The organism is Lentzea flaviverrucosa, from assembly GCF_003350445.1.
Classification (GTDB): domain Bacteria; phylum Actinomycetota; class Actinomycetes; order Mycobacteriales; family Pseudonocardiaceae; genus Lentzea; species Lentzea californiensis.
In genome coordinates this window covers 193,995-206,794 of record NZ_QQAU01000016.1, presented here as the reverse complement: position 1 = coordinate 206,794, position 12,800 = coordinate 193,995, and the positions used below count along the sequence as shown (strand labels likewise).

Here is a 12,800-nt window from a genome sequence, read left to right as displayed (position 1 = left end):
GTCAGCCCTTCATCGCGGACTTCGCCGCTTCGTCGGTGGCCCGGTACTCGGCCAGGGCCTTCTCGATGTTGTTGATGGTCTGTTCCAGCGCCTTCTGGGCCTGCTCGTTCGCCCACTGGTAACCGCCGGGCTCAGCGCCTGCGGTCTTGCGCATGGCGAGAGTCGCGTAGCCGCTGTAGGGATCGGGGCCGGGAGCACCGGACATCTGGATCTTCTGGCCCGAAGTCCTCAGCTCCACCAGCTTCTCGATCGCTAGCTTGAGGCCGTCGATCATCTTCTGGGCCTGGTCCGGGTCGACGCTGAACTTGGCGACTCCGCCAGCGCCTGCACCAGCCGCGGCGCCCACGGCTGCACCGATACTCTTGCCCACCGCCCCGGCAGTCTTCACGGGTACGAGTGCGTCGAACATCAGCATCCTGGCCAGCTCCCCTCAGAACTCCACACCCCTGTCAGAGGATTTTCGCATAGGACCGGTTCCCTGCGGAGGCGAACGAATCAGCAGATCAGGTCACATGGCCGATTCGTTCAAGACCGCGCACCGCGAGCGGCATAGGTTCGGGGCATGATCGAGCAAGCGAGGACCTTCCTCTGGCACAACGCCCGCACGCTGGAACAACGCTGGTTCGAGCACGCCTTCGACGGCGGGAGGGCCGAGCACGTGGTCCAGGCGGTGCTGGCCTACCGCAACGACGACGGTGGTTACGGGCACGGGCTCGAACCCGACCACCGCGGGCCCACCAGCCAGCCGTTGCACGCCCTGCGCGCGCTCCAGGTGTTCGGCGAGGTCGGTGCCCCCGAACACGCTGAATCGGTCCTGACCTGGCTGAACAACACCTGCCCCGACGGGAGCGTCCCGTTCGGCATGTCGACCTCGAAGGACCACCCCAAGGCACCGTGGGTCGCCGCCGACGACCAGGGCGGACTCCTCCTGACCGCCCAGATCGCCGCCGCCCTCCACGCGCTCGGCGTGACGGACCCGTGGCTCGACAAGGCGACCGCCTACTGCTGGCAGGAGATCGAGGAACTCGAGAACACCCACCCGTACGAGCTGCGAGCTGCGGCGATGTTCCTGGACGAGGTGCCGGACCGGGCCAGGGCCGAACTCGCCGCCGAGAGGCTCAGGCACCTCAAGCCGAGCACCGAGGGGTACGCCGAGGGCGAAGGCCTGGACCTGCACATGTACGCGCAGAAGCCCACCAGCCTCGCCCGCGCGTGGTTCAGCGACGACGAGTTCGGCAAGGACCTCGACCAGCTCCAGAACGGTCAGCAGGAGGACGGCGGCTGGACCTTCGGCTTCCCCGCCTTCACCCCGATCGCCGACTTCGAATGGCGTTCCATCGCCACGGTCGACGCCCTGCTGACGCTGCGCCGCTACGGCCGGATCAGCTGACCGAGGGGCACGCCGGCCAACGCACGCACTTCGCGGGCCAGGTGCGCCTGGTCCGCATAGCCCGCTTCGAATGCCACGGCCGAGAACGGCACGCCCTTCCAGGCCAGCCGCAGCGCCGCGTCGAAGCGCAGCACCCGTTGCAACACCTTGGGCGGGTAGCCGAACGCGTCCAGGCACCGCCGCCGCAGCTGACGTGAGCTCAGCCCGATCTCCCAGGCGACCGCACCGACGTCACCGGACCGCAGCAGCGACGCGGTCGCGGCCAGCGCGGGATCGACGACAACCCGCGAAGCGCAGAACGACACCATGTCCGAGAAGGAGTCGAGCCGAGCCGCGGGAACCAGCTCGGACAGCGGCACGCGCAGGTCCCGGACGGCGTGCGCGGGCACCCCGAACACCGACGGGAACGCCCCGGGTGGCAGCCGCACGCCGTACAACGTGCCCGGAGCGACCGCGGCGAGCTGAGCCGAGGTGTCCGGTCCGGCTACGTACAGCGTGCCGGACGCGGGCGTCCACATCAGGTCCGTGCACCCGTCCGGCACCACGCGCTGCACTGTCGGCGATGACGCCGTGCGCGTCCACAGGCAAGCCAGGCCCGCGGGAGCGGGACGTTCGGCGTACACCAGCCGACCGTACCTGCTCGGCGACAACAAGAAACGGGCCCGGTCAAGTGACCGGGCCCGTTCTCTAGTGGACGATACTGGGATTGAACCAGTGACCCCTACCGTGTCAAGGTAGTGCTCTCCCGCTGAGCTAATCATCCGTGTCGTACGGATGACATCTTAGCGGACGAACTCTCCCCAATGCGCACGCAGGGGGTCAGAGGCCGAACTTCACCCAGTTCACGCTCACATAAGCCGCCGGCTGGCCGCTAGTGAACGTCACGTACACGTCGTGGGTGCCCGAGATGTTCGAGATGTTCGCGGGAATCGTTCTCCACGCGTCCCACCCACCGGTGTTGCCCACCGCGAACGAACCCGCCGGAGTCGCCGTGCGCGAGCCCAGCCGCACTTCGACCAGGCCGCTCACCCCGCCGCCGGCGCCTGAGGCGACCCTGGCGAGGAACTGCCGGGCAGGGCCGGAGCCGAAGTTCACGCCGGAGAACTTCAGGTAGCCGCCGTTCGCGATCTGGTGCACGCCGGAGCCACCATCCCCCGGCGCCACCGAACCACCGGAGCGTTCCGAGGCGTTCTCCGCCTGCAGTTCGCTGTACGCGGAACCACCGCCGCCGGGGTTCGACGTCGTGGTCGTGGTCGTCGGGGGAGTGGTGGACCCGCCGCCAGCCGAGTACACGGCCACGTAGTCCACGACCATCGAGTGCCCGGACTGGGTGGCCGCGACAGGGGTCGGCTGGTTGTTGTTCAGCGCGTTCGGGAACGCGCCGCCCATCGCGAGGTTGAGCAGGATGAAGTGCCCCGCGTGCGACGTCATCGCGTTCCACACGTTGACGCCGACACGGGCCTGCGTCACCTGGTGGAAGGACTGGCCGTCGACGAACCACGTGAACGTCTTCGCGGCGTCGTCCCACTCGAAGCGGTAGGTGTGGAAGGCGGACTGGCAGGACGAGCCGGGGCACGTCCGCGAGTTGCCGATGCCGGTGAACTCGCCGCAGGCACCGCCGGGAGCGACGTCGCAGTGCAGCACGCCCCAGACGGAGTTGATGCCGTTGACGTTCTCCATGATGTCGAACTCGCCGATGCCCGGCCAGTTCCAGTAGTTGCCGCGGTACGGCGCGCCGAGGGTCCAGAACGCGGGCCAGTAGCCCAGGGCTGCCTCGCCCGTGACGTTCGGCATCTGGATGCGACCCTCGATGGCGAGCTTGCCGCCGGCCGCCGGCTTGAAGTTGGAGCGCTGGGTCTCGATGCGCGCCGACGTCCAGCCGCCCCCGCCGTCCTTCAGGGCGGTGATGCGCAGGTTGCCGTTGCCGTCGAGCTTCAGGTTGTTCGTGCTGTTCGTGTAGTTCTGGATCTCCCCGGTGCCCCAGTTGGCAGGTCCGCCCGGGTAACCGTGGCCGGTGTCGATGATCCAGTTGGCGCTCGACGGCAGCGATCCGTTGGAACCGTTGAAGTCGTCGCCCCACACCTGCGTCCATCCCGCGGCAGGGGGTGGGATAGCAGCGTTGGCGGACATGGCGGCGATCGCCAGGGGTACCGCGGCAATAAGAGCTGTCGTGGCCGCCAGGATGCGGCGTCGTTGCCTCATGCGCGGGTGACCTCCTTGTCACGGGTGCAGTCCATTTATGAGAGCGCTCTCACGGTGTAAGAGCAAGCGCCCGTTCGGACCAACGGCCGAGAACGAACCGTCTCGTTTGGACTTATTTCGCGTCGGCGTAGCAGGTCACGGGCACCGCGTTCATCGGGAAGCGCACCGATGTCTCGCCGAACAGCAGCCGGGTCGCCTCGCGCCCGGCCGCGGCGATCGCCTCGACCACCGCGTCGGCATCCGCGCGCGGGCAGTGCACCAGCACCTCGTCGTGCTGGAAGAACACCAGGTGCGCGTCGGCGGGCAGCTTTCCCCGCAGCACGCCCAGCAGCGCCGCCGTCCAGTCCGCCGCACTGCCCTGCACCACGAAGTTCCGGGTGAACCGCCCCCAGTTGCGCGCCGCCTGCCGCGACGAGCTCGACGACTCGCCGGAGTCGTCGGCGCCCCCGGTCAGCTCCTGCCACGCCGCGGACGGTGTCGGTGACGTGCGGCCCAGCCGCGTGCGCACCATCCGGCCCTGCTCGCCGGCCCTGGCGGCGTCCTCCACGTACCCGACCGCGACCGGGAACCTCTTGCGCAGCACGGCGAGCAGCGGCCCGGCCTCACCGGACGTGCCGCCGTACATCGCCGACAGCATCGCGATCTTCGCCCGCGGCCGCTCGCCCTTGAACGAGTCCTCCGCCAGTGCCGCGTAGAGGTCGTCGTCCCCGCAGACCTCGGTCAGCCGCGGATCTCCTGACAGGGCAGCGAGAATCCTCGGTTCGAGCTGTGACGCGTCCGCCGCGACGAGGCACCAGCCGTCGTCGGCGATCACCGCCTGCCGCATCAGCCGCGGGATCTGCAACGCGGCCCCGCCTCGTGACGCCCACCGCCCGGTGACGACGCCGCCCACGACGTAGTCCGGCCGGAACCGCCCGTCCTCGACCCACGTGTCGAGCCACGACCAGCCGTGCGCCACCCACAGCCGTGCGCGCTCTTTGTAGTCCAGCAACGGTTTCACCGCGGGGTGGTCGACCTTCTTCAGCACCCAGCGCCGTGCGGACGGCACCTCGATGCCCGCTCGTGCGAACGCCCGGACGATGCTGGCCGGCGCGTCCGGGTTCATCTCCCGGCCGCCGAACGCCTCCTGGATCTCATCCGCCAGGTCCTGCAACAACTTCGGCCGCTGGCCGGGTGCCGGACGCGGCCCGAGGACCTCCTCCAGCAGCCTGTTGTGCACGTCCTCGCGCCACGGCAACCCGTGGTGCGTCATCTCCGCGGCCACCAGCGCCGACGCCGACTCCGCCGCGATCAGCAGCCCCAGCGCCGGATTCCGTTGCTGCGCGCGGAAAACCAGTGACAACGCGGCCAGCGGATCGGTGTCGCCCGGCAGCACCAACGGATCCGGCCCGAACAACGTGAGCGCGTCGTCCTTCTTGGGCGGCCCGACATCGGCCGGAGCGGGCAGCCCGAGCACCCGTGCCAACGCACCCGCGAGCTCCTTCGGCTCGCGGTGCCGGCCCTCCACGCCGAGCAGCAACGCCTCGGTCAGGTGCAGGTCCCAGCACCGGTCGACGCGCACCCCGGCGGCGAGCAGCACGGGGTAGACCTCGGACGTGTCCGCCCAGACCCAGCGCGGTCTGTGGGCGCGCTCCAGCGACGCGACGGCGGCGGCCGGCGACGAAGCCGTCATCGCGGGACCCGCCGGAGTCCCGTCGTCGTGCAGCTTCTGCCACCGGCCGGCGCCGTCAGCGTCGATGACGAGGGCGACCAGCACGTCTGAGATTGTGCCGGTGAGGTCTGACAATTTCAGTCCAGGGTGAAACCGACGCCATCACAGGTAGCTGTTGGACCTTCTCCAAGCCAGTAGACATTGGGGTGAAGGAAAAACGGGAAAAGGCCACGATGGTGTGGTCTTCCTACCCCTGGGCTGACCAGCGACCGACTATGGGACGGTGGACCGAGCACTCAGCGTTGCCGCATTGCTGGATCCCACCCAGCAGGTGGTCCCCTTTCACGGCAGAGAAACCGAGCTGCACACCCTCACGCTCTGGCGCGACAGCCCCGTGCCCCAGGCGTCCCTGCTGCTGCACGCCCCGGCGGGCGCGGGCAAGACCAGGCTGCTCCAGCAGTTCCAGGAGGAGTGCTGGGACGATGCCGAGCACGGCAGGCTGCTGGTGATCGATGACGCCGACCGGCTGCGCTGGCAGGACGTCTTCCTGCTGCTGCAGGACACGCTCCGGCACGGACCGCAGCGCACGCGCGTGCTGCTGGCGGCGAGGACCACGGGCTGGTGGTGGTCCTCCACGCGTCAGCGCATCGCGGACTTCGACCACGAGGTCATGGCCGTCGAGCTCGCCGCGACCCTCGAAGACCGCGAGGAGTCGTTCACGCTCGCCTGCCAGCACTTCGCCAAGGAGCTCGACGTCACGGCCCCGGACGAGCCGCCGCCGAACATCGCCCAGGAGACGGTCCTCGACCTGCACATGGCCGCGCTGACCGCGGTGCACGGCGATCCGTGCGACGTGAACCGCACCCAGCTCGTCCGGCAGCTCCTCAAGCACGACACCGGCCGCAAGACCGGCCGCATCGCGGAGGACTACCTGGCGGTCGCCACCCCGGACACCCCGGACCCTGACCTGCTGGCGCGCGCCGCCGACAGGTGGCCCGCGCTGAGGCCCCGGCTCGACGAGCTGGTCACGGGGAACCCGAAGATCGTGCGCGACATGGCCCGCGACAGCCTCCGCACCGCCGCGGAGATCGGGTCCACCGCCACCGCGGAGGCCATCGCCCGCGAGGTCTTCCGCGACGAGCGGTTCGCCACCGACGCGATCCCCTCGATCCTCACGCGCCGGCTGCTCGAGCGCGCCGACGACGTCCTCGAACGGGCCGAGATGTACGGGATGCTCAGCGCCCGCACGATGCTGTGCGGCCTGCGCCAGGAGTCCGTCGAGGCCTCCGAGGCGGAGGTCGGGTGCTACCGCGAGCTCGTGGCGCGCGACCGGGAGAACCGGCCGCTGCTCGCGGACGCGCTGGGAGACCTGGCGCTCAGGCTGATCAACGCCCAGCGGGGCGACGAGGTGCTCGCCGTCTCGGAGGAGGCGATCGACCTCTGGCGCGAGATCGCGGAGGACGACCCGGAGACCATTCCGCAGCTCGCGTCCGCGCTGGAGCAGATCAGCTACCGCTACCAGGCGCTCGGCCGCGACGAGGACGCGATGACCGCCATCAGCCGCGCCACCCTGCTCTTCCAGGAACTGGCGAAGACCCACCCGGCGCTCTTCCGCGCCGACTTCGCCAGGGTCGCCGCCGTGATGGCCCGCCGCTTCCACTTCGAGGGCAACAGGGAGCACGCGGCGGACTCGATGCAGCTCTCCATCGCGAACTGGAGGGTGGTCGCGCAGGAGGACCCGCGTTTCGAACCCGAGCTGGCCCGCAACCTCGTCGCGGCGGGCGCCATGTTCGTCGACCTGGACAGGGCGGAGGCCGCGAACGAGACCCTGAAGGAGGCCGTGGACCTGTTCCGCCGCCTCGCCGTCGCTCACCCCGAGACGTTCGGCACCGAGCTCGCCGACGCGCTGACGCGGCGCAGCCAGGCGTTGCTGGAGCTGGCCGACGACATCGACGCCGCGCTCACCGCGCGAGAAGCAGTCATGCTCTGGCGCGAGACGGGCGACCGCAAGGGCCTGGCCGCCGCCCTGGTCAACGTCGCCAAGGTCGTCGGTGACGTCGGCGCGGCCGAGGAAGCCGTCGAGGTGTACCGGGAGCTGGTCGCCGAGGACCTCGTCCGGAACCAGGCGGACCTCGTGATCGCCCTGGCGACTCTGGTCGATCAGCAGCTCCTGCACGACCAGGACGGCCAGGCGATGACCACGGCCGACGAGTGCCTCGACCTCTGCCGCCGCCTGCCGTCGCAGCTCGTGGAGTTCTTCGGCGCGAAACTGGCGCCACCGCTGCAGAACACGGCCCGCGCACTGTCCGATTCGGACCACCACGTCCGCGCGGTGGGGATGTCCGAGTTCACGGTCGAGATCTGCCGGGCGCTGCGGCCGCGGACGGCACCGACCGTCTACCTCTCGGCTCTCCAGCGGCACGTGTGCAGACTCCGTGCCGCGGAACGCAAGGAAGAGGCGCGCAACACCGCGCACATCGCGATCGTGTTGTGGCACATGGCCGGTCTCGATCTCGACGCGCACGCCGACTACGCCGACGCGCTGACGATCTACGGCCGGCTCTGCGCCGAGACGGGGTACGGGACGGAGAAAGCACTCCGGCTCACCCGCCGCGCGGTCGAGATCCTCCGCGGGGCGGGTGAGCCGGTGAAGTTGCAGTTCGCGCTGGAAATGGTCGAGGACCTCAGCTCTTGGTGAGCAGCGACCGGGCGAAGAACGCCACGTTGGCCGGACGCTCCGCGAGACGGCGCATGAAGTAGCCGTACCACTCGTCGCCGTACGGCAGGTACACGCGCATGCGGTTGCCCTCGGCGGCGATGCGGCGCTGCTCCTCGGGCCGGATGCCGTACAGCATCTGGAACTCGTAGGTGTCCTTCGAGCGCGCGGACGCCAGGTCGGCGGCGATCGCGATCAGGCGCGGGTCGTGCGAGGCCACCATCGGGTAGCCCTCGCCCTCCATGAGGATCTTCAGGCACCGCACGTACGACAGGTCGACGTCGTGCTTGTCCTGGTACGTAACGGAAGCAGGCTCCTGGTACGCGCCCTTGCACAGCCGCACGCGCGAACCGGAGTACGCCAGGTCGCGGCAGTCCTGCTCGGTGCGCTTCAGGTAGGCCTGCAGCACCGCGCCGACCCACGGGAAGTCCACCCGCAGCTGACGCAGGATGCCCAGCGTGGAGTCCGTGGTGGTGTGGTCCTCCATGTCCAGCGTCACGGTCGTGCCGACGACGGCGGCGGCCGTGCAGATGCGGCGAGCGTTCTCCAGCGCGATCTTCTCGCCGTCGATCGCCAGCGACTGGCCGACGGCGGACAGCTTGACCGACACCTCGGCGCCCTGCGTGAGGCCCTGCGACTCCAGCCTCGACAGCAGCGTCAGGTACGCCTCGACGGTGTCGTTGGCCTGCGACTCCTCGAAGGTGTCCTCGCCGAGGTGGTCCAGCGTGACCAGACGGCCGTCGCCGAGCACCTTGGCGGTCGCGCGGATCGCGGAGGAGACGTCGGCGCCGGCGACGAACCGCTCGACGACGGGCCGGGTCAGCGGCGTCGACTCGACGAGCTTGCGGGCACCCGCGCTGCGGGACGCCAGAAGGAGGCTGGAGCGCAACATGGTTCACGTCCTCGGGGTGTGAGAGGTGAGGGGAACGTCGATGTGCTTGTGGCTCAACGACGTTCCCCTCACTTCAGGAGGGCTGGATCTAGCCCTGGTGCGGGTGGAGGTGGGAGGTGGGCGCCGCGAAGGTCTCCTTGATGGAGCGCGGGCTGACCCAGCGGAGCAGGTTGTGGACCGACCCCGCCTTGTCGTTCGTGCCGGACGCGCGGCCGCCGCCGAACGGCTGCTGGCCCACGACGGCACCGGTGGGCTTGTCGTTGACGTAGAAGTTGCCGGCGGCGAACCGCAGCTCTTCCTGCGCGTGTGCCACGGCGGCGCGGTCACGGGAGATGATCGAGCCGGTCAGCCCGTAGGGCGCCGCGCTCTCCATCTGCTTGAGCACGGTCAGGTAGTCCGCGTCCTCGAACACGTGGATCGCGAGCACCGGGCCGAAGAACTCGGTGGTGAACACGGAGTTCGTGGGGTCGGAACCGAGGAGCACGGTCGGCCGGACGAAGAAGCCGTCGCTGTCGTCCGCGGTGCCACCGGCGGCGATCTCCAGCGACGAGTCCGCACGGGCGGCCTGCAGCACGCCCGACAGCTTGTCGAACGAACGGCGGTCGATCACCGCGCCACCGAAGTTCGAGAAGTCGGTGACGTCGCCGTAGGTCAGGGCGTCGACCTCGGCCAGGAACTGGTCGGAGATCTTGTTCCACACCGAGCGCGGCACGTAGGCGCGCGACGCGGCGGAGCACTTCTGGCCCTGGTACTCGAAAGCACCGCGGATCAGGGCGACGCGCAGCACGTCCGGGTCGGCCGACGGGTGCGCCAGGATGAAGTCCTTGCCGCCGGTCTCGCCGACGATGCGCGGGTACGAGCGGTAGTTCGCGATGTTCGCGCCGACCTGCGCCCACAGCTTCTGGAACGTCGGGGTGGAGCCGGTGAAGTGGATGCCCGCGAGGTCGGGGGAGTTGAGCGCCACCTCGGACACCGCGAGGCCGTCACCGGGCAGCAGGTTGATGACGCCGGGCGGCATGCCCGCCTCTTCCAGCAGCCGCATGGTGAGGTGCGCGGCGAACGACTGGGTGGGCGACGGCTTCCACAGCACCACGTTGCCCATCAGCGCGGGCGCGGTCGGCAGGTTGCCGGCGATGGCCGTGAAGTTGAACGGCGTGATCGCGTAGACGAAGCCCTCGAGCGGGCGGTGGTCCGTGCGGTTCCACACCCCGGGGGAGGAGATCGGCTGCTCGGCCATCAGGTTGCGGGCGAACTGCACGTTGAAGCGCCAGAAGTCGATCAGCTCGCACGCCGCGTCGATCTCCGCCTGGATCGCGGTCTTCGACTGGCCGAGCATCGTCGCGGCGTTCAGCGTCTGACGCCACGGGCCGGCCAGCAGGTCGGCGGCACGCAGGATGATCGCCGCGCGGTCGTCGAACGACATCGCGCGCCACGCCGGAGCGGCCTCACGGGCGGCCCGCAGCGCGTCGGTCGCGTCCTGCTGGGTCGCGCCGGCCAGCGTGCCGAGGACCGAACGGTGGTTGTGCGGCTGGACGACGTCGAAGCGCTCCCCGCCACCCATGCGCTGCTCGCCACCGATGGTCAGCGTCAGGTCGAGCGGCTCCTTCTGCAGCTCGACCAGCTTGGCCTGCAGCTCAGCGCGCTCCGGGCTACCGGGGGCGTACTGCAGGACCGGCTCGTTGACCGGGGCGGGAACCTGGGTGACCGCGTCCACTCGGACTCCTCTTTGACTCGGCGTCGGTACGCAAACCGTAAGTCCGCGCGACCTCGCCTCACTTGTTCAACAGGCCAAGATTCATCAGGTCAGATGTACGATCGAACAGTGTCGAGCCTTCGCCACGTTCTGATCGCGCTCGGCGACCCGCTCGTCGAACTCCAGGTCGCCCCGCGCGGCCTGGAGGTGGACGTGCGCGATGTGGTGATCATGGATCCGGACGATCCGCCGGACGTGGCGGCCGGAGACCTCGCCCTGCTCATCGGAGCCCGAGGCCGGGCCGCACTACCGCTGATCAGGGCCGCCGGACGAGCCAAAGCCGCCGCCGTCGCGGTCAAGGAGTCGTCCCAAGCCCTCGTGCAGGCCGCCACGGACGCGGGCGTGGCGTTGCTCGAAGTCCGACCCGAGGTCCGCTGGGGGCACCTGGAGTCCCTCGCCAAGGGCGTCCTCACGATCACGACCGACGACGGCGAGGTCCTCGGCGACCTGTTCGCGCTCGCGCAAACGATTGCCACGCTGACCGGCGGCATCGTCAGCATCGAGGACACCGCGAGCCGCGTGCTCGCCTACTCCCGCTCGTCCGACGAGGTCGACGAGCTGCGCCGGCTCTCGATCCTCGGCCGCCAGGGCCCCGAGCCGTACCTGAAGATGCTGCGCGAGTGGGGCGTCTACAACCTGCTGCGCTCAGGCGAGGAGGTCGTCCGCATCGACGAACGCCCTGAGCTGGGCATCCGCCGGCGCATTGCGGTCGGCATCCACGCGGGCCAGCAGCCGCTCGGCACGATCTGGGTGCAGGAGGGCGACCAGCCGCTGACCGAGCAGGCCGAACGAGCCCTGCTCGGCGCCGCCCGCGTCACCGCCCCGCACCTCATCCAGCAGCGCAACCAGCCCACGTCCAGGTTCCGCGAGAACCTCCTCGCCGCCCTGCTCACCGGCCGGATGGACGCCGTCACCGTCGCCGGTCAGATCGGCGCCGACCCGAAGAAGCCCGCAGCGGTCGTGGTGTTCGCGGTGCGCAGCGCCGAGGGCGACCGCAGCGAACACGAACTCCGCCGCGCCGAGATGACCGGACTGATCTCCGTGCACGCGGCGGCGTACCGGCGCAGCGCGCTGGTCAGCGAGTCCGGCGGCCGCACCTACGTCCTGCTGCCCGACCTCGCCCCGAACGCCCAGCTCCTGAGCCTCACGCGGGAGATCGTCACCACCGCACGCCGCCACCTGCACACGGCGGTCCAGGCGGCGGTCGGCTCGACGGTGTCCACACTGGACGACGCGCAGATCTCCCGCCAGGAGGCCGAACGCGTGCTGGACGCGATGGCCCGCGACCTCGACGCCGAGGTGGCGACGCTCGCCGACGTCCGCTCCCAGGTCCTGGTGAGCGAGATCCTGGCGCTGCTCCAGGACAACCCGCGCATCAGGGACCCGAGGATCGACGCGCTCGACCCGGAGCTCGCGAAGTCACTGCTGGCCTACCTCGACGCGCTGGGCGACGTGCGCGCCGCGGCGGACCGGCTGCACGTGCACCCGAACACGTTGAGGTACCGGCTCAAGCGGATCGACCTCGACCTCGACGACCCGCTCGTCCGGCTCATCGCCCAGCTTCAGCTCAGGATGCGGTAGAGCAGCGCCCGTTCCGCGATCGTCCACGTCGTCGTGGTGAGCAGGTACAGCCCGGCGGCCAGCGGCAGGTACGCGGCCACCAGGATCGTCCCGAACGGCAGCACCTTGACCAGCCCGGTCATGAACCCCGGGGTGGGCGTGGTCGTCGTCCGCGACTGCTGCCACTTCACGGTCACATAGGCGACCACGGCCAGCAGCCCGAACAGCACGAAGAACACCCACGCGAAGCCGGTCGTGAAGTGCGTGCCGAGCGAGATGCCGAACAACGTGCCCTCCAGCAGCGGGTTCGGCGTGGTGACCACCTGGTAGATGACCATGAAGAACGGGACCGTCGCGAGCATCGGCAGCATGCCCGCGAACATCGAGACGCCGTTCTTCTTGTAGACCTTCTGCGACTCCTCCGAGAACCGCATCATGTCCTTGCCGTACTTCTTCTGCAGCTTCTGGATCTCGGGCGCGAGCTTGGCCTTGGCCTTCTCCCCGCGCACGGCCGCGCGGTAGAAGGGGTGCAGCGCGAGCCGCACGACGATCGTGAACAGAACGATGGCGAGCGCGGGCATGCCGAAGCTCGCCAGGGCAGCGCCCAGGTCAGCGAACAAGGGAGGTCTCTCCGTC

Annotated in this window: 10 protein-coding genes and 1 tRNA gene; 3 read left to right on the top strand and 8 right to left on the bottom strand. The window is 69.7% G+C overall.

Annotated elements, in window-relative coordinates:
* Window position 1: 1 nt before the first annotated feature.
* The gene (locus tag DFR72_RS37595; RefSeq protein WP_143086937.1) at window positions 2-346 is read right to left on the bottom strand and encodes a hypothetical protein; all 345 of its coding nucleotides are present in this window, start codon (window positions 344-346) and stop codon (window positions 2-4) included.
* A gap of 216 nt (window positions 347-562) precedes the next feature.
* On the opposite strand from DFR72_RS37595, the gene DFR72_RS37590 reads away from it, so the two are divergent.
* The gene (locus DFR72_RS37590; protein ID WP_090071385.1) at window positions 563-1,390 is read left to right on the top strand and encodes a prenyltransferase/squalene oxidase repeat-containing protein; all 828 of its coding nucleotides are present in this window, start codon (window positions 563-565) and stop codon (window positions 1,388-1,390) included.
* Here DFR72_RS37590 and DFR72_RS37585 read toward each other — a convergent pair.
* The 4 genes from DFR72_RS37585 to DFR72_RS37570 form a co-directional block, all read right to left on the bottom strand.
* A complete protein-coding gene (locus tag DFR72_RS37585; RefSeq protein ID WP_245983800.1) occupies window positions 1,372-2,013 on the bottom strand; it encodes a helix-turn-helix domain-containing protein in 642 nt (213 codons plus the stop codon). The two genes, DFR72_RS37590 and DFR72_RS37585, sit on opposite strands and share 19 nt — an antisense overlap.
* Before the next feature lie 68 nt (window positions 2,014-2,081).
* Window positions 2,082-2,153: transfer RNA gene (locus DFR72_RS37580), tRNA-Val, on the bottom strand.
* Window positions 2,154-2,209: 56 nt separating this feature from the next.
* Complete coding sequence (locus DFR72_RS37575; RefSeq protein ID WP_090071383.1) at window positions 2,210-3,592, bottom strand: carbohydrate-binding protein; 1,383 nt, start codon at window positions 3,590-3,592, stop codon at window positions 2,210-2,212.
* Window positions 3,593-3,704: 112 nt separating this feature from the next.
* Complete coding sequence (locus DFR72_RS37570) at window positions 3,705-5,348, bottom strand: bifunctional 3'-5' exonuclease/DNA polymerase (protein ID WP_090071381.1); 1,644 nt, start codon at window positions 5,346-5,348, stop codon at window positions 3,705-3,707.
* A gap of 178 nt (window positions 5,349-5,526) precedes the next feature.
* Between DFR72_RS37570 and DFR72_RS37565 the strand changes: the two genes are divergently transcribed.
* Window positions 5,527-7,941, top strand: coding sequence for a hypothetical protein (locus tag DFR72_RS37565; protein WP_143086936.1), 2,415 nt, complete (start codon window positions 5,527-5,529; stop codon window positions 7,939-7,941).
* Here DFR72_RS37565 and DFR72_RS37560 read toward each other — a convergent pair.
* Both DFR72_RS37560 and pruA read right to left on the bottom strand, forming a co-directional pair.
* Window positions 7,928-8,851: a proline dehydrogenase family protein gene (locus DFR72_RS37560; RefSeq protein ID WP_090071377.1), complete on the bottom strand. Its 924-nt coding sequence runs from the start codon at window positions 8,849-8,851 to the stop codon at window positions 7,928-7,930. The two genes, DFR72_RS37565 and DFR72_RS37560, sit on opposite strands and share 14 nt — an antisense overlap.
* Before the next feature lie 88 nt (window positions 8,852-8,939).
* On the bottom strand, window positions 8,940-10,565 hold the full coding sequence (pruA, locus tag DFR72_RS37555; RefSeq protein WP_090071375.1) for an L-glutamate gamma-semialdehyde dehydrogenase: 1,626 nt from the start codon (window positions 10,563-10,565) through the stop codon (window positions 8,940-8,942).
* Window positions 10,566-10,658: 93 nt separating this feature from the next.
* On the opposite strand from pruA, the gene DFR72_RS37550 reads away from it, so the two are divergent.
* Window positions 10,659-12,185 (top strand): PucR family transcriptional regulator, encoded by a 1,527-nt coding sequence (locus DFR72_RS37550; RefSeq protein ID WP_090071373.1) that lies wholly within the window; start codon window positions 10,659-10,661, stop codon window positions 12,183-12,185.
* On the opposite strand, the gene DFR72_RS37545 is transcribed toward DFR72_RS37550, so the two are convergent.
* Window positions 12,167-12,784, bottom strand: a complete 618-nt coding sequence (locus DFR72_RS37545; RefSeq protein WP_090071371.1) for a YidC/Oxa1 family membrane protein insertase — start codon at window positions 12,782-12,784, stop codon at window positions 12,167-12,169. The two genes, DFR72_RS37550 and DFR72_RS37545, sit on opposite strands and share 19 nt — an antisense overlap.
* Between the last annotated feature and the right edge of the window lie 16 nt (window positions 12,785-12,800).

What these genes read in the sequence shown, in the direction of transcription:
- DFR72_RS37575 (WP_090071383.1), bottom strand. Translation starts at nt 3,592, where the DNA reads ATGAGGCAACGACGCCGCATCCTGGCGGCCACGACAGCTCTTATTGCC.
- DFR72_RS37550 (WP_090071373.1), top strand. Translation starts at nt 10,659, where the DNA reads ATGTACGATCGAACAGTGTCGAGCCTTCGCCACGTTCTGATCGCGCTC.
- DFR72_RS37590 (WP_090071385.1), top strand. Translation starts at nt 563, where the DNA reads ATGATCGAGCAAGCGAGGACCTTCCTCTGGCACAACGCCCGCACGCTG.
- DFR72_RS37560 (WP_090071377.1), bottom strand. Translation starts at nt 8,851, where the DNA reads ATGTTGCGCTCCAGCCTCCTTCTGGCGTCCCGCAGCGCGGGTGCCCGC.